Origin of the sequence: Streptomyces sp. NPDC012827, assembly GCF_042900905.1 — a bacterium.
Classification (GTDB): domain Bacteria; phylum Actinomycetota; class Actinomycetes; order Streptomycetales; family Streptomycetaceae; genus Streptomyces; species Streptomyces gulbargensis.
Genome location: NZ_JBIBBY010000001.1, coordinates 338,926 through 361,645, shown reverse-complemented (window position 1 = coordinate 361,645; position 22,720 = coordinate 338,926). Strand labels below are relative to the sequence as shown.

21 protein-coding genes and 1 pseudogene are annotated in these 22,720 nt (G+C 72.2%); 10 read left to right on the top strand and 12 right to left on the bottom strand.

The features are described 5' to 3' along the window. Positions 1–7: 7 nt before the first annotated feature. The 4 genes from ACFY60_RS01570 to ACFY60_RS01555 all read left to right on the top strand — a co-directional run bounded on the left by ACFY60_RS01570 (position 8) and on the right by ACFY60_RS01555 (position 3,440). On the top strand, positions 8–925 hold the full coding sequence (locus tag ACFY60_RS01570) for a F0F1 ATP synthase subunit gamma (RefSeq protein WP_309052215.1): 918 nt from the start codon (positions 8–10) through the stop codon (positions 923–925). Then, positions 925–2,364 carry a F0F1 ATP synthase subunit beta gene (gene atpD, locus ACFY60_RS01565; RefSeq protein ID WP_388607698.1) on the top strand — a complete coding sequence of 480 codons (1,440 nt, stop codon included), beginning with the start codon at positions 925–927 and terminating at the stop codon, positions 2,362–2,364. Before ACFY60_RS01570 ends, atpD begins: the two co-directional genes overlap by 1 nt. A gap of 110 nt (positions 2,365–2,474) precedes the next feature. Further along, positions 2,475–2,849, top strand: a complete 375-nt coding sequence (locus ACFY60_RS01560; RefSeq protein WP_309052213.1) for a F0F1 ATP synthase subunit epsilon — start codon at positions 2,475–2,477, stop codon at positions 2,847–2,849. A 144-nt stretch (positions 2,850–2,993) separates the two neighbouring features. Beyond that, positions 2,994–3,440 (top strand): DUF2550 domain-containing protein, encoded by a 447-nt coding sequence (locus ACFY60_RS01555; RefSeq protein WP_309052212.1) that lies wholly within the window; start codon positions 2,994–2,996, stop codon positions 3,438–3,440. Between the two features lie 261 nt (positions 3,441–3,701). Here ACFY60_RS01555 and ACFY60_RS01550 read toward each other — a convergent pair whose 3' ends face one another. The 3 genes from ACFY60_RS01550 to ACFY60_RS01540 form a co-directional block, all read right to left on the bottom strand. Then, positions 3,702–5,549 carry a glycosyl hydrolase family 18 protein gene (locus ACFY60_RS01550; protein WP_388607702.1) on the bottom strand — a complete coding sequence of 616 codons (1,848 nt, stop codon included), beginning with the start codon at positions 5,547–5,549 and terminating at the stop codon, positions 3,702–3,704. A gap of 132 nt (positions 5,550–5,681) precedes the next feature. Beyond that, entirely contained in the window at positions 5,682–6,329 is a 648-nt protein-coding gene (locus ACFY60_RS01545; RefSeq protein ID WP_388607703.1) for a response regulator, read from the bottom strand. After that, positions 6,326–7,525 carry a sensor histidine kinase gene (locus tag ACFY60_RS01540; protein ID WP_388607705.1) on the bottom strand — a complete coding sequence of 400 codons (1,200 nt, stop codon included), beginning with the start codon at positions 7,523–7,525 and terminating at the stop codon, positions 6,326–6,328. Before ACFY60_RS01540 ends, ACFY60_RS01545 begins: the two co-directional genes overlap by 4 nt. A gap of 151 nt (positions 7,526–7,676) precedes the next feature. On the opposite strand from ACFY60_RS01540, the gene ACFY60_RS01535 reads away from it, so the two are divergent. After that, the gene (locus ACFY60_RS01535; protein ID WP_388607707.1) at positions 7,677–8,303 is read left to right on the top strand and encodes a hypothetical protein; all 627 of its coding nucleotides are present in this window, start codon (positions 7,677–7,679) and stop codon (positions 8,301–8,303) included. Here ACFY60_RS01535 and ACFY60_RS01530 read toward each other — a convergent pair. Continuing rightward, a complete protein-coding gene (locus ACFY60_RS01530; RefSeq protein WP_309050269.1) occupies positions 8,220–8,792 on the bottom strand; it encodes a cob(I)yrinic acid a,c-diamide adenosyltransferase in 573 nt (190 codons plus the stop codon). The two genes, ACFY60_RS01535 and ACFY60_RS01530, sit on opposite strands and share 84 nt — an antisense overlap. A gap of 234 nt (positions 8,793–9,026) precedes the next feature. On the opposite strand from ACFY60_RS01530, the gene ACFY60_RS01525 reads away from it, so the two are divergent. From ACFY60_RS01525 to ACFY60_RS01515, 3 genes are all read left to right on the top strand, one after another. Continuing rightward, on the top strand, positions 9,027–9,875 hold the full coding sequence (locus tag ACFY60_RS01525; protein WP_388607709.1) for a 3-hydroxyacyl-CoA dehydrogenase family protein: 849 nt from the start codon (positions 9,027–9,029) through the stop codon (positions 9,873–9,875). A 126-nt stretch (positions 9,876–10,001) separates the two neighbouring features. Then, positions 10,002–10,325 carry an STAS domain-containing protein gene (locus ACFY60_RS01520; protein ID WP_309050267.1) on the top strand — a complete coding sequence of 108 codons (324 nt, stop codon included), beginning with the start codon at positions 10,002–10,004 and terminating at the stop codon, positions 10,323–10,325. Between the two features lie 218 nt (positions 10,326–10,543). Next, a complete protein-coding gene (locus ACFY60_RS01515; RefSeq protein WP_388607711.1) occupies positions 10,544–13,204 on the top strand; it encodes a tetratricopeptide repeat protein in 2,661 nt (886 codons plus the stop codon). A gap of 90 nt (positions 13,205–13,294) precedes the next feature. Here ACFY60_RS01515 and nucS read toward each other — a convergent pair whose 3' ends face one another. Beyond that, a complete protein-coding gene (nucS, locus tag ACFY60_RS01510; protein WP_309050265.1) occupies positions 13,295–13,966 on the bottom strand; it encodes an endonuclease NucS in 672 nt (223 codons plus the stop codon). 227 nt (positions 13,967–14,193) lie between these two features. Here nucS and ACFY60_RS01505 point away from each other — a divergent pair, with 227 nt between their 5' ends. Beyond that, positions 14,194–14,586, top strand: a complete 393-nt coding sequence (locus tag ACFY60_RS01505; RefSeq protein ID WP_309050264.1) for an SCO5389 family protein — start codon at positions 14,194–14,196, stop codon at positions 14,584–14,586. A gap of 222 nt (positions 14,587–14,808) precedes the next feature. On the opposite strand, the gene ACFY60_RS01500 is transcribed toward ACFY60_RS01505, so the two are convergent. Then, a complete protein-coding gene (locus ACFY60_RS01500; protein WP_388607713.1) occupies positions 14,809–15,843 on the bottom strand; it encodes an LLM class flavin-dependent oxidoreductase in 1,035 nt (344 codons plus the stop codon). A gap of 198 nt (positions 15,844–16,041) precedes the next feature. Between ACFY60_RS01500 and ACFY60_RS01495 the strand changes: the two genes are divergently transcribed. After that, positions 16,042–16,368, top strand: coding sequence for an ATP/GTP-binding protein (locus ACFY60_RS01495; protein WP_388607715.1), 327 nt, complete (start codon positions 16,042–16,044; stop codon positions 16,366–16,368). 57 nt (positions 16,369–16,425) lie between these two features. Here the strand turns inward: ACFY60_RS01495 and ACFY60_RS01490 are convergent, their stop codons facing one another. From ACFY60_RS01490 to ACFY60_RS01465, 6 genes and pseudogenes are all read right to left on the bottom strand, one after another. Continuing rightward, the gene (locus ACFY60_RS01490; RefSeq protein WP_388607717.1) at positions 16,426–17,253 is read right to left on the bottom strand and encodes an ABC transporter permease subunit; all 828 of its coding nucleotides are present in this window, start codon (positions 17,251–17,253) and stop codon (positions 16,426–16,428) included. Beyond that, positions 17,250–18,341, bottom strand: coding sequence for an ATP-binding cassette domain-containing protein (locus tag ACFY60_RS01485; protein WP_309050260.1), 1,092 nt, complete (start codon positions 18,339–18,341; stop codon positions 17,250–17,252). The genes ACFY60_RS01490 and ACFY60_RS01485 overlap by 4 nt, the downstream gene beginning before the upstream one ends. 166 nt (positions 18,342–18,507) lie before the next feature. Then, positions 18,508–19,287, bottom strand: a complete 780-nt coding sequence (locus ACFY60_RS01480) for an ABC transporter permease (protein WP_388607719.1) — start codon at positions 19,285–19,287, stop codon at positions 18,508–18,510. A gap of 3 nt (positions 19,288–19,290) precedes the next feature. Beyond that, positions 19,291–20,262 carry an ABC transporter ATP-binding protein gene (locus tag ACFY60_RS01475; protein ID WP_388607721.1) on the bottom strand — a complete coding sequence of 324 codons (972 nt, stop codon included), beginning with the start codon at positions 20,260–20,262 and terminating at the stop codon, positions 19,291–19,293. A gap of 76 nt (positions 20,263–20,338) precedes the next feature. Further along, complete coding sequence (locus tag ACFY60_RS01470) at positions 20,339–21,274, bottom strand: cellulose-binding protein (RefSeq protein ID WP_388607724.1); 936 nt, start codon at positions 21,272–21,274, stop codon at positions 20,339–20,341. Between the two features lie 114 nt (positions 21,275–21,388). After that, positions 21,389–22,720 (bottom strand): annotated as a pseudogene (locus tag ACFY60_RS01465) (hypothetical protein); the annotation flags it as partial.

Sequence of the window (22,720 nt, the reverse complement as noted above, 5' to 3'; positions counted from 1 at the left end):
CTGACTCATGGGAGCGCAGCTCCGGGTCTACAAGCGTCGCATCAAATCCGTCACCGCGACGAAGAAGATCACCAAGGCGATGGAGATGATCGCCGCCTCGCGCGTCGTCAAGGCGCAGCGCAAGGTGCAGGCGTCGACCCCGTACGCCACCGAGCTCACCCGCGCGGTGACCGCGGTGGCCACGGGCGCCAACGACAAGCACCCGCTGACCACCGAGGCGGAGAACCCGACCCGCGCCGCGGTCCTGCTCCTCACGAGCGACCGCGGTCTGGCCGGCGCCTTCAACTCCAACGCCATCAAGGCGGCGGAGCAGCTCATCCGGAAGCTGGAGGGCGAGGGCAAGGGGGTCGACATCTACGTGGTCGGCCGCCGCGGCGTCGCGCACTTCAACTTCCGTGAGCGCAAGCTGGCCGACTCGTGGACCGGCTTCACGGACGAGCCGACCTACGCGGACGCCAAGAAGATCGGCGAACCGCTGATCGAGGCGATCGAGAAGGACACGGCCGAGGGCGGCGTGGACGAGCTCCACATCGTCTACACCGAGTTCGTCTCGATGATGACGCAGACGGCGGTCGAGGCCCGGCTGCTGCCCCTCAGCCTCGACGAGGTGGCGAAGGAGGCCGGCCAGCAGGACACCCTTCGTCCGCTGTACGACTTCGAGCCGTCGGCGGAGGACGTCCTCGACGCCCTTCTGCCGCGCTACGTCGAGAGCCGGATCTACAACGCGCTGCTTCAGTCCTCGGCCTCGAAGCACGCCGCCACGCGGCGCGCGATGAAGTCGGCGACCGACAACGCGGGTGAGCTGATCACCAATCTCACCCGACTTGCCAACGCGGCCCGCCAGGCCGACATCACCCAGGAAATCAGCGAGATCGTCGGTGGCACCGCAGCCCTGGCCGACGCGACCGCGGGGAGTGACAAGTAATGACGACCACTGTTGAGACGGCCGCCGCCACGGGCCGCGTCGCCCGGGTCATCGGCCCGGTCGTCGACGTGGAGTTCCCCGTCGACGCGATGCCGGAGATCTACAACGCGCTGAACGTCCAGGTGCCGGACCCGTCCGGTGAGGGCACCAAGACGCTGACCCTCGAGGTCGCGCAGCACCTCGGTGACGGCATGGTCCGCACCATCTCCATGCAGCCCACCGACGGTCTGGTCCGCCAGGCCCCGGTGACCGACACGGGCAGCGCGATCACCGTGCCCGTCGGTGACGTCACCAAGGGCAAGGTGTTCAACACCCTGGGCGAGGTCCTGAACGAGGACCCGTCCACGGTCGCGAGCGCCGAGCGCTGGGCGATCCACCGCAAGGCCCCGGCCTTCGACCAGCTCGAGTCCAAGACCGAGATGTTCGAGACCGGCCTGAAGGTCGTCGACCTTCTCACCCCGTACGTCAAGGGTGGAAAGATCGGTCTGTTCGGTGGTGCCGGTGTCGGCAAGACCGTTCTGATCCAGGAAATGATCATGCGTGTGGCGAAGCTGCACGAGGGTGTGTCGGTGTTCGCGGGCGTCGGCGAGCGCACCCGTGAGGGCAACGACCTCATGGTCGAGATGGAGGAGGCCGGCGTTCTCGACAAGACCGCGCTGGTCTTCGGCCAGATGGACGAGCCCCCGGGCACCCGTCTGCGCGTGGCCCTGGCCGGTCTGACCATGGCGGAGTACTTCCGCGATGTGCAGAAGCAGGACGTGCTGTTCTTCATCGACAACATCTTCCGCTTCACGCAGGCCGGTTCCGAGGTGTCGACCCTGCTCGGCCGTATGCCCTCCGCGGTGGGTTACCAGCCGAACCTGGCCGACGAGATGGGTCTCCTCCAGGAGCGCATCACCTCGACCCGTGGTCACTCGATCACCTCGATGCAGGCGATCTACGTCCCCGCCGACGACCTCACCGACCCGGCGCCGGCGACCACCTTCGCCCACCTCGACGCGACGACGGTTCTCTCCCGTCCGATCTCCGAGAAGGGCATCTACCCGGCCGTGGACCCGCTGGACTCCACGTCCCGGATCCTGGACCCGCGTTACATCGCGCAGGACCACTACGACACCGCCATGCGGGTCAAGGGCATCCTGCAGAAGTACAAGGACCTCCAGGACATCATCGCGATTCTGGGTATCGACGAGCTGAGCGAGGAGGACAAGCTCGTCGTCCACCGCGCCCGCCGTGTCGAGCGCTTCCTCTCCCAGAACACCCACGCGGCGAAGCAGTTCACCGGTGTGGACGGTTCGGACGTTCCGCTCGACGAGTCGATCGCCGCGTTCAACGCGATCTGCGACGGTGAGTACGACCACTTCCCGGAGCAGGCCTTCTTCATGTGTGGTGGTCTCGAGGACCTCAAGAAGAACGCCAAGGAGCTCGGCGTCTCCTGAGCCCTGTGCTCGCCTGAGGGGGCGGGATCCGTCCCGCCCCCTCTCCACGCCCACTAGAATTGACCCCAACACCCGGCACGACCGCCGGGTGGTGACCCGAGGAGCCACCCTTGGCTGCTGAGCTGCACGTCGAGCTGGTCGCCGCGGACCGGAGTGTCTGGTCCGGCGAGGCCACCCTGGTCATCGCGCGTACCACCTCCGGCGACATCGGCGTCATGCCCGGCCACCAGCCGCTGCTCGGTGTGCTGGAGTCGGGCCCGGTGACCATCCGTACGAGCGAGGGCGCGACCGTCGTCGCGGCCGTGCACGGCGGATTCATCTCCTTCGCCGACGACAAGCTGTCTCTGCTCGCGGAGATCGCCGAGCTGGCGGACGAGATCGACGCCCAGCGTGCCGAGCGCGCGCTGGAGCGGGCGAAGTCGGATTCGGACGCCGCCGCCGAGCGGCGCGCCGAGGTACGGCTGCGCGCGGTAGCGGCCCGCTGACGGTCCGCGCCGAGAGTAGTGCCCTCAGCCGCGGCACGGCTGGAATGTTCCAGACCGTGCCGCGGCTGAGGCGATGCAGATGCAGGTTGTATTCGGTTCGGCCGGCGGCGCCGGCCACGGGACGCGGCGAGGAGGTCGGTGAAGATGTTCCTCGCTCTGCTCGTGTGCGGCCTGGTCGTCGCACTGGTGGTGATCGGGCTGTTCGTCTTCGGCCTGCGTCGCAGGCTGATCCAGCGGGCCGGCGGCACCTTCGACTGCTCGCTGCGGTGGAACGTCCCGGACGAGCCGGACTCGACCGGCAAGGGCTGGGTGTACGGCGTCGCCCGCTACAGCGGTGACGAGATCGCCTGGTTCCGCGTCTTCTCGTACGCCCCCCGCCCCCGCCGGGTCCTGGAGCGCTCGGCCATCGTGGCCCTGGAGCGCCGGATGCCGGAGGGCGAGGAGGAGCTCGCGCTGCTCTCGGACGCGGTGATCCAGCCCTGCATGTACGAGGGCGTGCGGCTGGAGCTCGCGATGAGCGAGGACGCCCGCACGGGTTTCATGGCCTGGCTGGAGGCGGCGCCTCCGGGCCAGCGGGTCAATGTGGCCTAGGCCGTGTCTTTCGGATCTTGCCGGGCTCGCGGCGCCTGGCGCCGCGCCTCTCCCCCGTGGCCCTTCGGGCACGGGAGGTGCCCCCAGCGTTGTCGTCGGTCGCCGATGCTCCGCATGGACTCCCTCCTCCGCCTTGCGATGCACGGCGCCAGACGCCGCTCCCTGATCCGGCCTGATCCAAAAGACACGACCTAGGGGCACCAGGAACGCGGGAAGCGGGGGACGGCGTGCTGCGCCGTCCCCCGCTTCGTCGTGCGGCGGCTAGTTCAGGCCGCTGTTGATGGCGCCGACGAGCTCGCCGTTGGTGGTGTCACCGCTGAACTCCCAGAAGAACGCTCCGCCGAGGCCCTGGTTCTTGGCCCAGCTCATCTTGGAGGTGACGGTGGCGGGGGTGTCGTAGCTCCACCAGTTGGTGCCGCAGTGGGCGTAGGCCGTGCCCGCGACGGTGCCGGTGGCGGGGCAGGAGGCCTTGAGGATCTTGTAGTCCTCGATGCCCTGCTCGTACGTGCCGGCCGCCGGGCCGGTCGCGGTGCCGCCGGGGGCGGACTGGGTGACGCCGGTCCAGCCGCGGCCGTAGAAGCCGATGCCGAGGAGCAGCTTCTTCGCGGGGACGCCCTTCGCCTTGAACTTGGCGATCGCCTCGGCGGAGTTGAAGCCCGCCTGGGGGATGCCGGGGTAGGAGGTGAGCGGGGAGTGCGGGGCCGTCGGGCCCTTCGCCGCCCAGGCGCCGAAGAAGTCGTACGTCATCACGTTCAGCCAGTCGTAGTACGGGGCGGCGCCCGCGTAGTCGGCGGCGTCGATCTTGCCGCCGGCGGAGGCGTCGGCCGTGACGGCCGCGGTGACGAGGTTGTTCGGGCCGAACTTGGCGCGCATGGCCTGCATCATGTTCTTGAAGGCGGCGGGGCCGCTGGTGTCGCAGGTCAGGCCGCAGGCGTTCGGGTACTCCCAGTCGAGGTCGATGCCGTCGAAGACGTCGGCCCAGCGCGGGTCCTCCACCAGGTCGTAGCAGGACTGGGCGAAGGCGGCGGGGTTTTGCACGGCCTGGCCGAAGCCGCCGGACCAGGTCCAGCCGCCGAAGGACCAGATGACCTTGATGTGCGGGTAGGCCTTCTTCAGCTTGCGGAGCTGGTTGAAGTTGCCGCGCAGGGGCTGGTCCCAGGTGTCGGCGACGCCGTCGACGGACTGGTCGGCGGTGTAGGCCTTGTCGTAGTCGGCGTAGGCGTCACCGATGGTGCACTTGCCGCCGGTGACGTTGCCGAACGCGTAGTTGATGTGGGTGATCTTCGGGGCGGAGCCCGAGGTCACGATGTTCTTCACGTGGTAGTTGCGCCCGTAGACGCCCCAGTTGGCGAAGTAGCCCAGCTTCACGGCGTTGGGCACGGGCTGGCCGCCGCCCCCGCCGGTGGTGCGGACGTTCGCGGCGGCGCTGGCCGGGCCGGTCTGGTCGGTGCTGTCGCGGGCGACGACGGTGTAGCTGTAGTCGGTGCCGGCGGTCAGGCCCTGGTCGGTGTAGCTCAGCCCCGTGGTGGTGGTGACCTTGGCGCCGTCGCGCAGGACGTCGTAGTTCTTGACGCCCTTGTCGTCGGTGGCGGCGGTCCAGGTGAGCTTCACCGAGGTGTCGGTGATGTTCGAGGCGACCGGGGTGCCGGGGGCGGAGGGCAGGGCGTCGCCGGGCTGGCTGGTGCCGTCGCAGGGCGCTCCGTTGATCTTGCAGCCGGTAGGCGCGCCGGAACCGGCGCCGTTGTAGCCGAAGGAGATCGAGGCGCCGGGGGCGAGGGTGCCGTTCCAGCCGACGTTCTTGGCGGTCCAGTGGTTGCCCGAGTTGGTGACGGTGGCGTCCCAGGCGGAGGTGACGGAGGTGCCGGTGGGGTAGTCCCACTCGACGGTCCAGGAGGTGAGGGTGGTGGTGCCGGTGTTCTTGATGGTCCAGCTGGCGCCGAAGCCGCTGCCCCAGTCCTGGGTCTTGGTGTACGTCGCCGTGGCGGAGGTGGCCGCTTCGGCGGGTGTGGCGAGGCCGACCATGGCGGCCAGTGGCAGGACCAGGGCGGTCAGGCCGGCGGCGGCCCGGTGTCTGAACCCTGTTCTGCGCGACGGTGCTTGAGTGCTCAACGGTGCTCCTCAAGTTGCGGACGATCGTGGTGGGGGTGGTCCGGGAGTTGCGCGCGCCCCGCGAGCGTAGGAAGGTCTGGACCAATCGTCAAGAGGTCCAGACCAACGTCGGCGTGGGTGTGTCAGAACGCCTCAGACGCCCCATTCCCGTGCCAGCACCGCCGCCTGCACCCGGCTCCGCAGGCCCAGCTTGTTCAGCACCTTGCTGACATGGGTCTTCACCGTCGCCTCCGCCATGTCGAGCCGTACCGCGATCTCCGCGTTCGCCAGTCCCTCCGCGAGCGCCGACAGCACCTCCCGCTCCCGGGGCGTCAGCGACGCCAGCGCCTCCGGGTCCGCCGCCTCCCGCACCGGCCGGCTCGGGGCCGCGAACTCCGCGATGAGCCTGCGGGTGACCGCCGGGGCGATCGTCCCCTCGCCCCGCGCCACCGTCCGTACCGCCTCGATCAGCTCCCGGGCGTCCGCGTTCTTCAGCAGGAACCCCGCCGCCCCCGCCCGCAGCGCCCCGAACACGTACGCGTCGAGGTCGAAGGTGGTGAGCACCAGCACGTCGGCCAGACCCTCCGCCACGATGTGCCGGGTCGCCGTCACCCCGTCCATCCGCGGCATCTGCACGTCCATCAGGACAAGATCGGGCCGCAGCGCGCGGGCCAGCTCCACCGCCCGCTCGCCGTCCTCGGCCTCACCGACCACCTCCAGGTCCGGCGCGCTGCCCAGGATCAGCACCAGACCCGCCCGTACCGCGCTCTGGTCCTCGGCCACCACCACCCGCACCGTCATGCCCGCCGCCCCTCCTCGTTCGTGTCCATCGGCAGTCCGGCCCGCACCCGCCACCGCTTCCGCCCGTCGCCGTCCGGCACCGGACCGGCCTCGAAGACCCCGCCCAGCAGCGCCACCCGCTCCCGCATCCCCACCAGACCGGCCCCCGACCCGGGCGCGCTCGGCCCCGGCCGCTCGCCGTAGGGACTGCTCACCGTCACCGTCAGCGCCTCGTCCTCCCGGGTGAGCGCCACCCGCACCTCACCGGGAGCGGCGTGCTTGAGCGCGTTGGTCAGGGACTCCTGCACGATCCGGTACGCCGCCAGCTCCACCGGCACCGGCAGCTCGCCGTCCCCCTCCCGGGCGTCCTCCAGGACGAAGCTCAGCCCGCTCGGCCCGCCGTTCACCCGGGCCTGCGCCAGCAGGGCGTCGAGCCCGGCGAGGGTCGCCGTCGCCGCCGGCTCGGTGTCCGCGCCGCTCTCCCGGAGCAGGCCGATGAGGCGCCGCATCTCCGCCAGGCCCGCCACGCTGTTCTCCCGGATGACCGTGAGCGCCTGCCGGGTCGTCCCGGGATCGTCCAGGGAGAGCGCCGCCGTCGAATGGATAGCGATCGCCGAGAGGTGGTTCGCCACCATGTCGTGCAGCTCGCGCGCCATCCGGGCGCGCTCCGCCACCACGGCCTGGGCCCGGTCCATCTCGGCGAGCAGGGCGGTCTGCTCGGCGCGCAGCCGGGCCGCGTCCGCCGCGTTGCGGTGGTTGCGGACGATCGCGCCGGTGATGGCGGGCAGGAAGGCGATGCCGCCGGTGAGCACGCCGATGAGCAGCGCCACCGCGTTCCGCCACCAGATCAGCAGGACGACCGTGAGGGCCACGGTGATCAGGCCGGTGGTGTACGGGATGCGGCGGGCCGAGGCCGGGGGGCCGTACACCACCGCCGCGTACATCACGTCCGTGAACATCAGGACCGTGGCGAGGCTGCCGTTGGTGAACTGGTCGGCGACGATCGCGAGGGTGCCGGTGAACAGGGCGGTCCGGGGCATGGTGCGCCGCAGGGCCTCGGCCCCGGACATCACCGCCAGCGGCACCAGGGCCGCCCACCGCTGCTCGAACAGGCGCTCGCCGGAGACGTACAGGCCGAACCACCACAGGACCAGACCGCCGAAGAACCCGACGACGGCGATCAGCACGTCGTGGCGGTGGGGGCGGGGAAGCGTCACGTCCCCATCCAACACTCCGCGCGGGCGCGGAGCCTCGGCACCCGGGCCGATCCGCCCCTCCGCCGAAGGATGTAGACGCACGTCGTCACCGGCGACGACGATCCGGGCGCGGCCGCGCGGGACGCTGAGGGGGAGCGAAAGGGGAACCGCTGTGATCGTCACACTCATCGTGGTCTGCGAGGTGGGCTTCTGGGTCCTGCTGGCCGCCGGCCTCTCCGCCCGGTACCTCCTCAGGAAGCCGAGACTGGGCATGGCGCTGCTGCTGTGCGAACCGCTCCTGGAGGTCCTGCTCCTGGTCGTCACGGCGGTCGACCTCAAGAACGGGGCCGAGCCGAGCTGGCGCCACGGCCTCGCCGCCATCTACATCGGCTACACCGTCGGCCACGGCCACCGGACCGTGAAGTGGCTCGACGGTCACGCCGCCCACCGCCTCGGCGGCGGCCCGCCGCCGCCGAAGCCGCCGCAGTACGGCATGGAGCGCGCCCGCCACGAGGGGCGGATCTGGCTCGGCTCCGTGGTGGCCGCCTCCGTCGCCGCCGGCCTCCTGCTGGCCGCGGTCTGGTACGTGGGCGACGCCGGCGACACCTCGAAGCTGGAGGCCTCGATCGCCGGCGTCTGGCGGGCGGCCGGCATCCACGGCCTGATCGCCCTCAGCTACGTCGTCTGGCCGAGGAAGGCCCCGGGGAGCGACGCCTCAGCGGTCGCCGCCCGGGACCCAGAGGACGTCCCCGACGCCCTTGTTCGCGGTCCGCGCGAGGATGAAGAGCAGGTCCGATAGCCGGTTGAGGTACGTGGCGGTCAGCGGGTTCATCGTCTCGCCGTGCACCTCCAGGGCCGCCCACGTGGAGCGCTCGGCCCGCCGGACCACCGTGCACGCCTGGTGCAGGAGGGCCGCACCGGGCGTGCCGCCCGGCAGGATGAAGGAGCGCAGCTTCTCCAGGTCCTCCAGGAAGCGGTCGCAGTCCGCCTCCAGCTTGTCGACGTACCCCTGCTCCACCCGCAGCGGCGGGTACTCCGGGTTCTCCACCACCGGCGTGGCGAGGTCCGCCCCCACGTCGAACAGGTCGTTCTGGACGCGGACCAGGACCTTGACGACCTCCTCGTCCAGCTGCCCCAGGGCGACGGCCGTCCCGATCACGGCGTTGGCCTCGTTGGCGTCGGCATAGGCCGCGATCCGCAGATCCGTCTTGGCGGTCCTGCTCATGTCCCCCAGCGCGGTGGTGCCCTTGTCGCCGGTACGGGTGTAGATGCGCGTCAGATTGACCATGGCCCCAGCGTAGTGACGACCGGGCCCGCCGGGCGGTGTCTGTGCCCACCGTCACGGCGGACGCGCCCGCCCCGGAAGCCCAGCGTCCCCCTCGGCGGTTCCTGCGGCCTGTCGCGAGTGTGACGTCCGTCAAAGAGGGCGTGACGCGCATTACTTAGCGGTCACATGACGGCCCGCGACCGCTAATCTCCGCCGGAGAGCCAGAAGTGAACAGGCGTTGAGGGGTGGAAGATCGTGGCCAGGAAGCTCGCCGTCATCGGGGCCGGACTCATGGGGTCCGGCATCGCGCAGGTATCGGCCCAGGCGGGCTGGGACGTCGTCCTGCGTGACGTCACCGACGCCGCGCTCACCCGCGGGACCGACGGCATCAAGGCGTCGTACGACCGCTTCGTCGCCAAGGGCAAGCTGGAGGCCGCAGACGCGGAGGCCGCGCTCGGCCGGATCACCGCCACCACCGACCTGGAAGCCGTCGCCGACGCCGATGTCGTGGTCGAGGCCGTCTTCGAGAAGCTGGAGGTCAAGCACGAGATCTTCCGCTCCCTCGACAAGATCGCCAAGGACGGCGCGGTCCTCGCCTCCAACACCTCCGCCATCCCGATCACCAAGATCGCCGCGGTGACCGGGCGCCCGGAGGCGGTCGTGGGCACCCACTTCTTCTCCCCGGTCCCGATGATGCAGCTCTGCGAGCTCGTCCGCGGCTACAAGACCAGCGACGCCACCCTGGCCGCCGCCCGTGACTTCGCCGAGTCCGTCGGCAAGACGTGCATCGTCGTCAACCGTGACGTGGCCGGCTTCGTCACCACCCGCCTCATCTCCGCCCTCGTCGTCGAGGCCGCCAAGCTCCAGGAGTCGGGCGTCGCCACCGCCGAGGACATCGACATCGCCTGCAAGCTGGGCTTCGGCCACGCCATGGGCCCGCTCGCCACCGCCGACCTCACCGGCATCGACATCCTCGTCAACGCCACCGGCAACATCTACACGGAGACGCAGGACGAGAAGTTCGCGCCGCCGGAGCTGATGCGCCGGATGGTGGACGCGGGTGACATCGGCCGCAAGAGCGGGCAGGGCTTCTACAAGTACTGAGCCCGTGACGCCAGTCCGCCTCACTCCGTGGGGTGAACTTCGGTACCGGTTCGCTGACAAGGCGCAACGTATCTGCCGATACGGCAGTCAGTCGTTGTGAAGACGGAGCACTCTCGGGGAGCGCATATGCACATCAGGGGCGACCACGCCGAGCTGGTCGTCGGGGGCCGCCTCGACGTCCGCAGCGCGGCGGACGCCCGTACGGTCCTGCACTCGGCCGTCGACGACGGCGTCGGCGACCTCGTGCTCGACCTGACCGGCCTCGACTCCTGGGACGCGACCGGCCTCGGCGTCATCATGGGCGCCCACCGGCGGGCCGGCCGCTGCGGCCGCCGCCTCGTCCTGCGCGGCGTACCGCCCCAGATGCAGCGGCTCCTCGTCGCCACCCGGCTCCACCGCATCCTCGCCATCGAGGGCGGCCTCGCCATGGAGTCCCTGCCCCGCGTCTGAGCGGGCCGGGCCGGGCCGGCGGCCCGCACCGGCCGCCACCTGTGAAGCCGCCGTGAGAACCAGGCGTCACGCTCAATCCTCACAAGACCGTGACGTCTTGGTCTCGGCGGCACCCCACCTGTTCCCGGGCCCCCCGCGACCGTCTAGGGTTCGGCCGTCTGCACACATCGACGGACCCACCCGGCGGGCTCCGCACACCGCTCTTGGGAGCTTTGACCATGGACCCGACACACCGGGGACCGGACGCGTCCGGTCACGACCCCGCGGCCGAGGACGCCCGCCCCGCGCCCGCTCCCGCCCTCCCCGAGCGCACCGCCGCGTCGCCCGCCCGGGCCCGCGTCACCCGCATCGTCTCCGGCGGCCTGCTTCTCACCGTCAACCCCGTCGACGGCAGCGAGATCGAGCCCTGCCCGCCCGGCCGGGAAGACCGCGAACCCCGGCGCCGCACCCCCGAGGAGCGTGCCGAGGCCGCCCGCGCCGCCGCTCCGCCCGTGCCCCCCGGCCCTGCCGCGCCTCCGCTGCCGCTCCTCGAACGCCAGGAGACCCGTGAGCGGCTCGCCGAGATCCTCGGCCGGGGCCGCTCCGCCCGCCTGACCGGCCCCGCCGGCTCCGGCCGCACCGCGCTCCTCGACGCGGTCGCGGCCGACTGCGCCGACCTCGCCCCCGACGGAGTCGTCCGCCTCTCCGGCCACCACCGCACCGCCACCGAACTCCTCCACGACCTCTTCACCACCGTCCGGTACGCCCCCGGCGAGCGGCCCGACCGGCCCACGCTCCTGGCCCGGCTCGCCGACATCGGCGCCTTGGTCGTCGTCGACGACCTCGAGTTCGGCGGCGCCGCCCTCGACGAACTCCTCGCCGCCGCGCCCGAATGCGCCTTCCTCCTCGCCGCCACCCCCGACGTGCCGGCGCCCTCGGCCGACTCCCACGTCGAGGAGGTCGCCCTCGCCGGCCTCGGCCGCGCCGCCTCCCTGAAGCTGCTGGAGAGCGCCGTCGGCCGGACCCTCACCGACGACGAGGCCAACTGGGCGGGCGACCTCTGGTTCGAGTCCGAGGGCCTGCCGCTCCGCTTCGTCCAGGCCGGCGCCTTGCTGCGGCAGCGCGACCGACTGCGCGTCACACCGGCCGAGTTCGACGCCTTCGGCGCCCTCGAAGAGGCCTTCGGGCCGCAGCACGGCACCGCCGTCCCCGCCGGGGACGCCGCCGAGGACGCCGACATCGAACTGCGCGACATACCGCTGCCGAGCCTCGGCGAGGGCGCCGCCCCGGCCGCCCTGCTCGCCTCCCGGCTCAGCCGCTCCGCCCAGGCCACCCTCCGCTTCGCCGTCGCCCTCGGCGGCGAACTCCCGCACCAGGCCCACCTGCCGGCCCTGGTCGGCGACACCCACGCGGACGCCGCCCTCGGCGAACTCCGGTCCTGCGGACTGCTCACCCCGGTCGGCCCGCGCCACCGGCTCGCCACGGGCGTCGTCACCCAGCTCCTCGCCCACGGGTACGACACCGGCGCCACCGACCGCGTCCACAGCGCCGCCCAGCACTACGCCTGGTGGGCCGGACACCCCTCCGTCACCCCCGAGCGCGCCGCCGCCGAGGCCGACGCGCTGCTCGCCGCCCTCACGGGGCTGCTCGCCGGCACCGACGCCGAACACCGCGCCACCGCCGTGCTCCTGGCCCGCGCCGCCGCCCCCGCTTTCGCCGCCTCGCTCCACTGGGGCGCCTGGGAGCGGGCCCTGCGCGCCGGGCAGGAGGCCGCTCGCCTCACCGGGGACGTCGCCGAGGAGGCGTACTTCCACCACGAGCTGGGCGTGCTCGCGCTCTGCGCCGGCAACCTGGAGCGGGCCCGCGCCGAGCTGGAGGCCTCCATCGCGCTGCGCGGCGCCCTCGCCGACAAGCGCGGCACGGTCGCCGGCCGCCGGGCGCTCGCCCTCGTGGACGACCTCGCCCGCCGTGCCGCCGCCCCCGCGCCGGCTCCCGAGGCCGTCTCGCCGCCCCGGGGCACCCCGGCGCTCCGCGCCCCCGTGCCCCCGGCGGCGTCCGGCCCGGCCGACGCCACGCCGCCCCAGGGCAAGCCCGCGCTCCCGGCGTTCGCGGACTTCCCCGACCCCGCCGGCCGTCCGGCCCGCGTGACCGCTCCCGGCGCCGCCACGGCGGCCGGAACCGCGGGCCGTCCCGGTCCGCGCGACGAGCGCGCCACCCCCGCCGCCGGGTCCCCGGTCGCGGCCGGCCGGTCCGGACTGCGCGGCGGCATCCTCGACGGCGCCCGCCGCAACCTGGTCGCCGTCGGCGCCGGAGCGCTCCTGGTCGCGGTCCTCGGCACGGTCGTGACGCTCGGCGCCACCTCCGGCGACGGGGAGACCCCCGCCACCGATCGCGTCACCTCCGACAGCAGCACGACCCCGGGCACCACCGACGACGGCCTCGGCCCGGAGGAGCCGCCCGCCGGGAGCGGGACGGGTGGGGAGACCGGTGTCCCGGGCGGGACGGCCGAGCCCACCGCCTCCGGCAGCCCGTCCCCGTCCGCCTCCGGGAGCGGCTCGCCCTCCGTCTCCTCCTCGTCGACGCCCGGCACCTCCGACTCCCCGTCCTCCCCGTCGAAGACCGCCACCACCACGCCGCCGGCGACCACCGACGGGCCGACCAGCGACACACCGACGCCGTCGACCACGGCCCCCACGGTGACGGGCGGGCCCGCGCCGACGGGGACGACCACGCCGCCGGTGACGCCGCCGACCTCGTCGTCCCCCTCGGTGCCGACGACCCCGCCGACGACCACCGCCCCTCCCACGACGACGGCTCCGGACCCCAGCGGCTCGGCCTCGTCCTCCCTCGCCGTCCCGTCCCCCTCCGGGGGCTCCGGCGCTCCCGGGGCCACGATCTGAGCCCTCGGAGACGGGTGTACGGAAGACGGGGGCGGCCCCGGGCGCGTTCACCGCACCCGGGGCCGCCCCCGTACACCGTCCCTCCGGCCTCTAGAACAGCCGCAGCTTGTCGTCCTCGATGCCCCGCAGCGCGTCGTAGTCGAGGACCACGCAGTCGATCCCGCGGTCGGTGGCGAGCACCCGCGCCTGCGGCTTGATCTCCTGCGCGGCGAAGACGCCCTTGACCGGCGCCAGGTGCGGATCGCGGTTGAGGAGCTCCAGATAGCGGGTGAGCTGCTCCACGCCGTCGATCTCGCCGCGCCGCTTGATCTCCACCGCGACCGTCGCACCGTCGGCGTTCCGGCACAGGATGTCCACCGGGCCGATCGCCGTCGGGTACTCGCGGCGGATCAGGGTGTAGCCCTCGCCGAGGGTCTCGATGCGGTCGGCGAGGAGCTCCTGGAGGTGCGCCTCCACCCCGTCCTTGATCAGACCCGGGTCCACGCCGAGCTCGTGCGAGGAGTCGTGGAGGATTTCCTCCATCGTGATGATCAGTTTCTCGCCCGCTTTGTTGATCACGGTCCACACGCCCGCGTCACCGTCCGCGCCCTCCTTCAGGGTGCACGGCGGGGACATCCAGTTGAGCGGTTTGTACGCCCGGTCGTCCGCGTGGATGGAGACGCTCCCGTCCGCCTTGATCAGGATCAGACGAGGTGCGGAGGGCAGATGGGCCGTGAGCCGGCCCGCGTAGTCCACGGAGCAGCGGGCAATGACGAGACGCATGGTGGGCAACGCTACAAGACGGGCCCTCTTCTTCGCGATTCGGGCGTCATCATGCGCCGAACACCCGTTGTATATCGGCCGGTTGTGTTCGCATTCTCCTGGTGCGGTCCCGACTGCGCGCTTACCGTGGATGCCGGAGGTCGTCGACCGTGCACGCTCCGTGGCGGTGACCCGGCCTTCACCCCTGCCCGCAAGACCCCGCCCGCGGGGTCGCGAGAGGAGAACCCATGTCGCTCGACGTCTCACCGGCCCTGTTGGAACAGGCCGAGCGAGGCGAGGTCGACGAAGCCGACTTCGTCGACTGCGTCCGGACCTCCCTGCCCTACGCGTGGGAGATGATCAGCTCTCTGGTGGCCCAGCTGAAGGTCGACGGCGGAGACTTCGCCGACAACCAGACGCCGCCGCCGGACGAGCAGGCACGTGGTCAGCTGCTGCGCGCGCTCGCGAGCGATGCCATTCGTGGCGCGCTGCAGCGGCACTTCGGGGTGCGTCTCGCATTCCAGAACTGCCACCGGGTGGCGGTCTTCCCGCTGGACCCGTCCACCGACGAGCGGCTCGCCCGGTTCACGTCCGTACGGGCGCAGCTGCTCAACCAGTCGCCGGAACTGCGCGACTGCTGAGACCTGGTGCTGCCGCTCCGCGTCACGGGAGCCGCGCTCGGTGCGTGCCGCCGCGCACGGCCTCGCCGCACACGGACGCCGGGGCGGCGGCGCACGGTCCCACCGCCCTCACGGGGGCCCGGGCGGGGCGCCGGCCTCCCGGTACGTCACGGGGCCCCGGTCGCCCCGCACCGCCGCACGCCGCCAGGGGGACCCGGCGTCCGGCGGCCGCCCCGGCGAGGCTCAGGCGAGCAGCGGCAGGACCTCGGTGCCCAGGCGCCGCACGTTCTCCTCGGTGGCCGCGAGGTCGCCGGAGCCCTCCGCGAGGAGGGCGAAACGGGTGATGCCCGTGCGCTCGGAGGTCGCCGCGAGCCGGTCGGCCGCGAAGCGGGGCGTGCCCACCGGGTGCAGGCCGCAGAGCAGCTCCGTGTACGCCACCGGGTCCCGCATCGCGCGGTGCCGGCCGTCCACGGTGACATGGGCGTCGAGCCCCTGCTTCAGCCAGCCGGGCATCGCCTTCAGCAGAGCCTCCGCCGCGTCGGCGCCGCCGTCCGCGAGCTGCACCACACCCGCCGACACATGGCCGTCCGCGATCCGGGCGATCTCGTCCGGGTCCCGTCCGGCCTCCCGGGCGCAGCGCGCCCACGCCGCCACCATCTCGGCCTTGTCCTCGTCCCCGCAGTGCATCCCGAGCAGCATCGGAAGGCCGCGCTCCGCCGCGAGCCGGACGCTGCGGGGCGAGGTGCACGCCACCACCACCTCCGGGGCCGCCGGGCCGTCGATCAGCTCGTCGGGGCGGGGCACCACCGCCACCTCGCGGAAGGCGAACCGTTCCCCCCGGGCGCCCACCCGGGGCTCGGTGAGCCAGCGCAGCAGCAGGTCGAGCGATTCGGGGAAGCTCCGCTCGTACGCCTCCAGGCCCGCGCCGAACACCTCCAGGTCCACCCAGGGGCCGCCCCGTCCGACGCCCAGCGTGAACCGGCCGCCCGAGGTGAGGTGCAGCAGCGCGGCCTGCTCACCCAGGGAGACGGGGTGCGCCGTCGGGAGCACCGTCACCGCCGTGCCGACCCGCAGCCGGCGGGTCCGGCCGAGCAGAAAGGCCGCCAGGGTCACCGCGGAGGGGCAGACCCCGTACGGTACGAAGTGGTGCTCGGCCAGCCAGACCGAGTCGAGCCCCGCCTCCTCGGCCACCTCGGCGGTCCGCACCGCCCGGTGCAGGGCCTCCCCCTGTCCCTGGCCGGGGAACTGGGCGGCCAGAACGAACGTACCCACGCGCATCGCCAACTGCCTCCTTGCGCCCTACGGTTCTCCCCCCTCGCACTGGCACCAACGTCTGACACGTGCCAAAGGCAACGGCCGTTCATGAAGTTCTTGCGATTTTCGGCTAAGCCGGGGCGGACGCGGCTTCGGCACCGCGTGGCGGCCCGTAGGCTGGAGGCAACGGTCCGTGTCGTTCCCAGACCCTGTGAGGTGCCCGTGTCCCCGCGTCACAACCGCTCCCGGGGCGGTGCCAGGCCCGAGCCGCAGGTGGACCACGGCAACCGGTACGGGGGAGTGCAGCGTACCGAGACCTGGCAGGGCGAGGAGTGGTACGTACGGCTCGTCGCGGGCGCCAGCGCCCCCGGCAAGCGGTACCGCTGCCCCGGCTGCGACCAGGAGATCCCGTCCGGCGCCCCGCACCTCGTCGCCTGGCCCGAGTTCGGGGGAGTGGACGACCGCCGGCACTGGCACAAGGCCTGCTGGAACGCGAAGGACCGCCGCACCACCAAGGTGCAGCGGTCCCGCAACGCTCCGAGGTACTGACCTCCGTCACGCGCCCCGGCCCAGGTCCCGGTCACGGGTCCTGGTGGGGCGCCCCGCTCACACGTCCCGGCTGTTCAGCACGGCGAAGGCGCCGCCCAGGGCGCCGAGCGCGAGGACCAGCATGATCCACACCGGGTCCCAGCCCGTCGGGCCCGAGGCGCCCTCGACCGGCACCGACGAGTACAGGGCGATCATCTGGCTCGGGAGGGCGTAGGCGAGCAGCCAGTCCCGCACGCCGGACAGCGACTCGGCCATCATGAACATGGCGGCCACCAGCGGCATCAGCAGGACGCCGATCATGATGGTGATCGCGCCGGCCGAGTGCCGGATCAGCGTCCCGACGGCCAGGGACACCAGGCCCGTCAGGGCCAGGAACAGACCGGCGCCCACCGTGGCCCGCAGCCACTGGTCGACCGTCGGATCCGGCCCGGACACCAGGGCGACCTGCGCCACCGCGACCACCGTGGCCGTCAGGGTCGTGATCGTGAAGACGAGCGCGAAGAAGACGATCGCCTTGGCGAGCAGCACGCGCCCCCGGCTCGGGCAGGCCGTCAGGGTGGTGCGGATCATGCCGGTCCCGTACTCGGAGGCGATGGTGAGCACGCCCAGCGTCATCACGCAGATCGAACCGAGCAGCAGACCGAAGAAGCCCAGGCCGAGCGCCGCCTCGTTCTCCGCCGGGTAGTCCGAGGCCGCCACGATCAGCGCGACGCCGAAGCCGACACCCAGCATCAGCAGCACCATCACCCCCAGCGTCCACATCGTCGAACGCAGCGAGCGGATCTTCGTCCACTCGGAGGCCAGGGCGTCGCCGAGGTGCGCCCGGCGCACCGGGATGGGCGAGACGTAGGAGTGCGGCGCCGGGGAGGGCAGGGGGGCGGTCATCGGGCGTCCTTGGGGGTGTCGCTCGGCTGCGGGGAGGCGTAGGGGTTCTGTCCGGGCGGCGGCGGGGCGTACCAGCCCTGCTGCGGCACCTCGGGGATCACCGGCTGCGGCGGCTGCCCGTACCCCGGCTGCCCGGGCTGCGGCGGCGCCTGGAGGTGGGCCAGCCGGTCGTCGGTGGAGCGGTAGTCGACGGCGCCCTGAGTCAGCCGCATGTAGGCCTCCTCCAGGGACGCCTGGTGCGGCGAGAGCTCCCAGAGCCGGACGTCCGCCCCGTGGGCGAGGTCACTGATCCGGGGCAGGGGCAGCCCCGCGACCCGCAGCGCCCCGTCCGGCTCGGAGAGCACCTGGCCGCCGGCCTCCGTGAGCGCCGCCGTCAGCTTCTCCCGCTGCTCCGGCTCACCCTCCGGGGTGCGCACCCGCGCGAAGCCCGCCGAGTTCGCCGCGATGAACTCCCGCACCGGCATGTCCGCGAGCAGCTGACCCCGGCCGATCACGATCAGATGGTCGGCCGTCAGCGCCATCTCGCTCATGAGGTGACTGGAGACGAAGACGGTCCGGCCCTCGGAGGCCAGCTTCCTCATCAGGTTCCGCACCCAGAGGATGCCCTCCGGGTCCAGGCCGTTGACCGGCTCGTCGAACAGCAGCACCTGCGGATCGCCGAGGAGCGCCGCCGCGATGCCGAGCCGCTGGCCCATGCCGAGCGAGAAGCCCTTGGAGCGCTGCCTGGCCACCTCCTGGAGGCCCACCACGCCCAGCACCTCGTCGACCCGCTGGGCCGGGATACCGGCGAGCTGGGCCAGCGACAGCAGGTGGTTGCGCGCGCTCCGCCCGCCGTGCACCGCCTTGGCGTCCAGCAGGGCCCCGACCTGCCGGGGGGCGTTCGGCAGCTGCGGGAAGGGGTGGCCGCCGATCGTGACGCTGCCCGCCGTCGGCCGGTCCAGGCCCAGGATCATGCGCATGGTCGTCGACTTGCCGGAGCCGTTCGGCCCCAGGAACCCGGTGACCACACCGGGCCGCACCTGGAACGAAAGGTTGTACACGGCCGTCTTGGCGCCGTAGCGCTTCGTCAGGCCGATCGCCTCGATCATTCTTCCAGCCCCATCGACAGGTCGGTCACGTCCATGCCGGGGTGCGGCCGCGCGCGGCCGGAGTTCCCCGTACGAGCTAGGAGCTTATCCAGCCCTTGACGGTTCCGATGAAGGGAGAGGAGAACCTCAGGGAACGATCAGGGACCTCCCTGAGAACCCCCCTGCCTCAGGCGTCGCGCCGCTTCAGCACCAGCCAGCCGCCCAGCAGCGCCGCCGCCACCCACACCAGCATGATCCCGAGTCCGCCCCAGGGGCCGTACGGCGCCTTCTCCGAACCCAGGGCGTCCGGCACCACCTGCATGATCCGGGAGCCGGCCTGGTCCGGGAAGTAGCGGGCCACCTCCTTGGCCTTCGGGACCGCCGAGAGGATCTGCGAGATCAGGAAGAAGAACGGCACCAGGATGCCCAGCGAGAGCATCGAGGACCGCAGCATCGCCGCCACCCCCATCGAGAAGACCGCGATCAGCCCCATGTAGAGGCCGCCGCCGACCACCGCCCGCAGCACGTTCTCCTCACCGATCGAGGTCCGGTGCTCCCCGAGCAGCGCCTGCCCGAGGAAGAAGGAGAGGAAGCTGGTCGCCAGCCCCACGGCGAGGGCCAGCGCCCCCGCCACCGCGATCTTCGAGAACAGGAAGGCCGCGCGCTGCGGGACGGCGGCCAGCGAGGTGCGGATCATGCCCGAGGAGTACTCGGTGCCCACCACCAGGACCCCGAAGACGACCATGGCCAGCTGGCCCAGCACCATCCCGGAGAAGCTGACGAACGTCGGGTCGAAGGTGGCCCGCTCCACCTCGGAGAGGTCGTCGAAGGTGGACCGCATCAGCGCGCACAGGGCCGCGCTCATCGCCACCGTGACCAGCAGGGCGCTGGCCAGCGTCCAGACCGTCGACGACACCGTCCGGATCTTGGTCCACTCCGACCGGAGGACCGCGGATGCCGCTGCCATGGTTCAGGCCTCCTCGGAGGTCGCGCCCCAGCGGGGCCCCGGTGCGGCGAGCGCGCCGCCGTGGATGTCGGTGCCGTGCGCGTGGTACTCCACCGCACCGGCCGTCATCCCCATGAACGCCTCCTCCAACGAGGCACGTTGGGAACTCAGCTCGTGCAGCACCAGCCCGTTCTCCGCGGCCAGCTCGCCCAGCCGCTCGGTCGTCGCCCCGTCCACCTCCAGGGCGCCGTCACCCGCCTCGACGGCGGTGAATCCGTGGGCGTGCAGGACGTCCCGCACACGCTCCCGCTGCGGCGAGCGCAGCCGTACATAACTCCGCGAATTCCGCTGGATGAAATCCGCCATCGACGTGTCGGCCAGCAGCTTTCCCTGTCCGATCACGATCAGATGATCAGCCGTCAGCGCCATTTCACTCATCAGATGACTGGAAACGAAGATCGTCCTGCCTTCGGCGGCCAGCGCCTTCATCAGATTGCGGATCCAGTGAATTCCCTCGGGGTCCAGACCATTGACGGGTTCGTCGAACATCAAGATCTCCGGATCACCGAGCAGCGCCGAGGCGATGCCCAGCCGCTGCCCCATGCCGAGCGAGAACCCCTTCGACTTCTTCCGCGCCACCGCCGTCAGACCCACCAGCTCCAGCACCTCGCCCACCCGGCGCTCGGGGATGCGGTTCGACTGCGCCAGGCACAGCAGGTTGTTGTACGCCGAACGGCCGCCGTGCATCGCCTTGGCGTCCAGCAGCGCCCCGATGTACTTCAACGGCTCGTCCAGGTCCCGGTAGTGCCGCCCGTCGATCCGGACCGTCCCGCTCGTCGGGTTGTCCAGATCGAGCATCATGCGCATCGTCGTCGACTTGCCCGCCCCGTTGGGCCCGAGGAAACCGGTGATCATGCCCGGCCGGACCCGGAAGGAGAGATGGTCGACCGCCGTCTTCGTCCCGTACCGCTTGGTCAGCCCCTCAACCTCGATCATGCGTACCAACCTAAGGGCGCGCAAAACCCCCCGCCACCGGAGTGACAGGGGGTTCTCGCACCGGAACCGGCGGGCGTTACCGCGTCTGCTGGGCCGGGACGCCCGCGTTCCGCTCGTCGTCGATCGGGGAGCCGGCCGCCGCCACCGCGGCACCCGTCAGGGTCGCCAGCATCTCGCGGACGTTGGTCAGCTGCGCGTTGATCGAGTCGCGGCGGTTCGTCAGCGCCGCCAGCTCGCGCTCCGATTCGCTGCGGATGCGGTCCGCCTTGGCGTTGGCGTCGGCCACGATGTCCTCGGCCTGCCGCTGCGCGGTCTCCACCGTCTGACGGGCCCGGCGCTCCGCGTCCGTCCGCAGCTTCTCGGCCTCCAGGCGCAGCTGCTCCGCCCGGTGCTCGATCTCCGCCAGCCGCTTCTCGGCCTTGGCCTGACGCGAGGCCAGGTCGCGCTCCGACTGCTCCCGGCGCTTGGCCAGGTTGGTCTCGAAGTCCGCGGCGGCCTGGGCCGCCTTGGCGCGGGTCTCCTCGAAGAGGGCGTCCGCCTCCTCACGCTTCGACTGGGCGTCCTTCTGCGCCTCGGCGCGCAGCGAGTTGGCCTCGCCCTGCGCCTTCTCGACGATCCGGACGCCCTCGTCCTCGGCCTTCGCCTTGCGCTCCGCCGCGAACGACTCGGCGTCGTTGCGCACCTGCTGCGCGGCCGACTCGGCCAGCTCGCGGTGCTGCTCGGCGGCCCGGCGGGCCTCCTCGCGCAGGTCCTTCGCCTCCTCCTCGGCCAGCCGGAGGATCTTCTCGACACGGGCGCCCAGACCCGCGTACGACGGCTCGGCGTCGCTGACCTGCGCCTGGGCGTTCTGCGTTTCGAGGTGGAGTTCCTCGATGCGCTTCTCCAGAGAGGTGATTCGGGCCAGAGCACTGTCACGGTCGGCGACGAGCTTGGTAATGCGGTCGTCCACCTGACCGCGGTCGTAACCACGCCGCACGAGCTCGAAGCCGAAGGGGGAGGATGTGTCGCTCATGGGGTTCCTGTCGAATGAGACCGGTGAGGTGTTAGAGGGAATCCTAGGGGCCGAAGCGGCGTGTCATCGAGCGTATGCCCGTTTGATCGGGAGAATGTCCAGCCTTTTGAGTGGCTAGCCGTCCTGGGACTTGCCACCCGAACGAGTGGACCCCGCTGACGCGCCCGCCTTGGCACCCACCGCCCCTGCGGACTTGGCCCCCGCCGACGGAGTCTCGAAAGACTCCAACGCCTCCAGAACGTCCTGGACACGGGAGATCTCGGCATTGATGTCCTTGCGACGCCGCGTCAGAACCTCCAGCTCCCGCCGGCCCTCCGCGACCAGGCGCTCCGCCTCGGCCTCGGCCTCCGCCTTGATCCGCTCCGCCTCCGCGACGAGCGAGGCCTTCTTCTGCTCGGCCTCCTTCAGCAGCGCCTCCGCCTTCTTCACGGCCGCGATCCTGACCTTGCTCGCCTCCGAACTCGCGTCCGAGACCAGCTCCTTCGCCTTCTCCTCCGCCTCGGCGCGCTGCTCCTCCGCCGCCTTCACCAGCTTGTCGACCCGCTCGCCGGCCGTCTTCATCTGCTCGGCCGTCTCGCGCCGCGCCCGGTCGTGCAACTCCTCGATCTCGGCCTCGATCCGGCCGCGCAGCTCCTCCGCCCGCTCCCTTATCGCGGTCGCGTCGCTGCGCGCGCCGACGAGCAGCTCGTCCGCGTCCGTACGGGCCTTCTCCACCAGGGAGTTGCCCTCCACCGTCGCCTCCGCGACGATCCGCTCGGCCTCCTTGCGGGCCGCGCCGACCATCGTGTCCGCCTGCGTCTCCGCCTCGGTGGTGGCGCGCAGCGCCTCCTCCTGCGCCTTGGCGACGAGCTGATCCGCCTGCTCGGCCGCGTCGGAGCGCTTGCGCGCCCCGGCCTCCCGCGCCTCGTCGAGGGTGCGGTCCGCCTCGGCCCGCGCCTCGGCGCGCGTCCGCTCGGCCGCCTCCTCGGCGTCCGCCCTGACCCGCTCCGACTCGGTACGGACCCGCTCCGCCTCCTGACGCGCGGCCTCCAGCGCCTCGGCGCCCTCGGCCCGCAGCCGCTCCGCCTCCTCGGCGGCCGTCGCCACGGTCCGGCCGGCCTCGGCACGGGCATCCGTGGTCACCGCGTCGGCCAGCTCCAGCGCCTCGTTGGTGATCCGCTCGGCCTCGGCGGTCGCCTCGCCCACGAGGGCGTCGGCCTGCTCGCCCGCGTCGGCCCGCCGCTTGTCGGCGGCCTTGCGCGCCTCGTCCAGGATCCGGTCGGAGTCCGCGAGCGCCGCCGCCCGCAGCGCCTGGGCGTGCGCCTCGCCGTCCGCCTTGACCTGCTCGGCCTCGGTACGGAGCCGCTCGGCGTCCCGCTCGGTCGTCTCGCGCAGCTCGGCGGCCTCCGCCGCGATGCGCTCCGCCTCGGACGTGGCCTCGCCGATGAGGGTGTCGGCCTGTGCGGC

Bases quoted from the DNA above. Each gene is read 5' to 3' on its own strand.
- ACFY60_RS01570 (WP_309052215.1), top strand. From the start codon at position 8: ATGGGAGCGCAGCTCCGGGTCTACAAGCGTCGCATCAAATCCGTCACC.
- atpD (WP_388607698.1), top strand. From the start codon at position 925: ATGACGACCACTGTTGAGACGGCCGCCGCCACGGGCCGCGTCGCCCGG.
- ACFY60_RS01555 (WP_309052212.1), top strand. From the start codon at position 2,994: ATGTTCCTCGCTCTGCTCGTGTGCGGCCTGGTCGTCGCACTGGTGGTG.
- ACFY60_RS01545 (WP_388607703.1), bottom strand. From the start codon at position 6,329: ATGACGGTGCGGGTGGTGGTGGCCGAGGACCAGAGCGCGGTACGGGCG.
- ACFY60_RS01530 (WP_309050269.1), bottom strand. From the start codon at position 8,792: ATGGTCAATCTGACGCGCATCTACACCCGTACCGGCGACAAGGGCACC.
- ACFY60_RS01520 (WP_309050267.1), top strand. From the start codon at position 10,002: ATGCACATCAGGGGCGACCACGCCGAGCTGGTCGTCGGGGGCCGCCTC.
- ACFY60_RS01515 (WP_388607711.1), top strand. From the start codon at position 10,544: ATGGACCCGACACACCGGGGACCGGACGCGTCCGGTCACGACCCCGCG.
- nucS (WP_309050265.1), bottom strand. From the start codon at position 13,966: ATGCGTCTCGTCATTGCCCGCTGCTCCGTGGACTACGCGGGCCGGCTC.
- ACFY60_RS01505 (WP_309050264.1), top strand. From the start codon at position 14,194: ATGTCGCTCGACGTCTCACCGGCCCTGTTGGAACAGGCCGAGCGAGGC.
- ACFY60_RS01500 (WP_388607713.1), bottom strand. From the start codon at position 15,843: ATGCGCGTGGGTACGTTCGTTCTGGCCGCCCAGTTCCCCGGCCAGGGA.
- ACFY60_RS01490 (WP_388607717.1), bottom strand. From the start codon at position 17,253: ATGACCGCCCCCCTGCCCTCCCCGGCGCCGCACTCCTACGTCTCGCCC.
- ACFY60_RS01485 (WP_309050260.1), bottom strand. From the start codon at position 18,341: ATGATCGAGGCGATCGGCCTGACGAAGCGCTACGGCGCCAAGACGGCC.
- ACFY60_RS01480 (WP_388607719.1), bottom strand. From the start codon at position 19,287: ATGGCAGCGGCATCCGCGGTCCTCCGGTCGGAGTGGACCAAGATCCGG.
- ACFY60_RS01475 (WP_388607721.1), bottom strand. From the start codon at position 20,262: ATGATCGAGGTTGAGGGGCTGACCAAGCGGTACGGGACGAAGACGGCG.
- ACFY60_RS01470 (WP_388607724.1), bottom strand. From the start codon at position 21,274: ATGAGCGACACATCCTCCCCCTTCGGCTTCGAGCTCGTGCGGCGTGGT.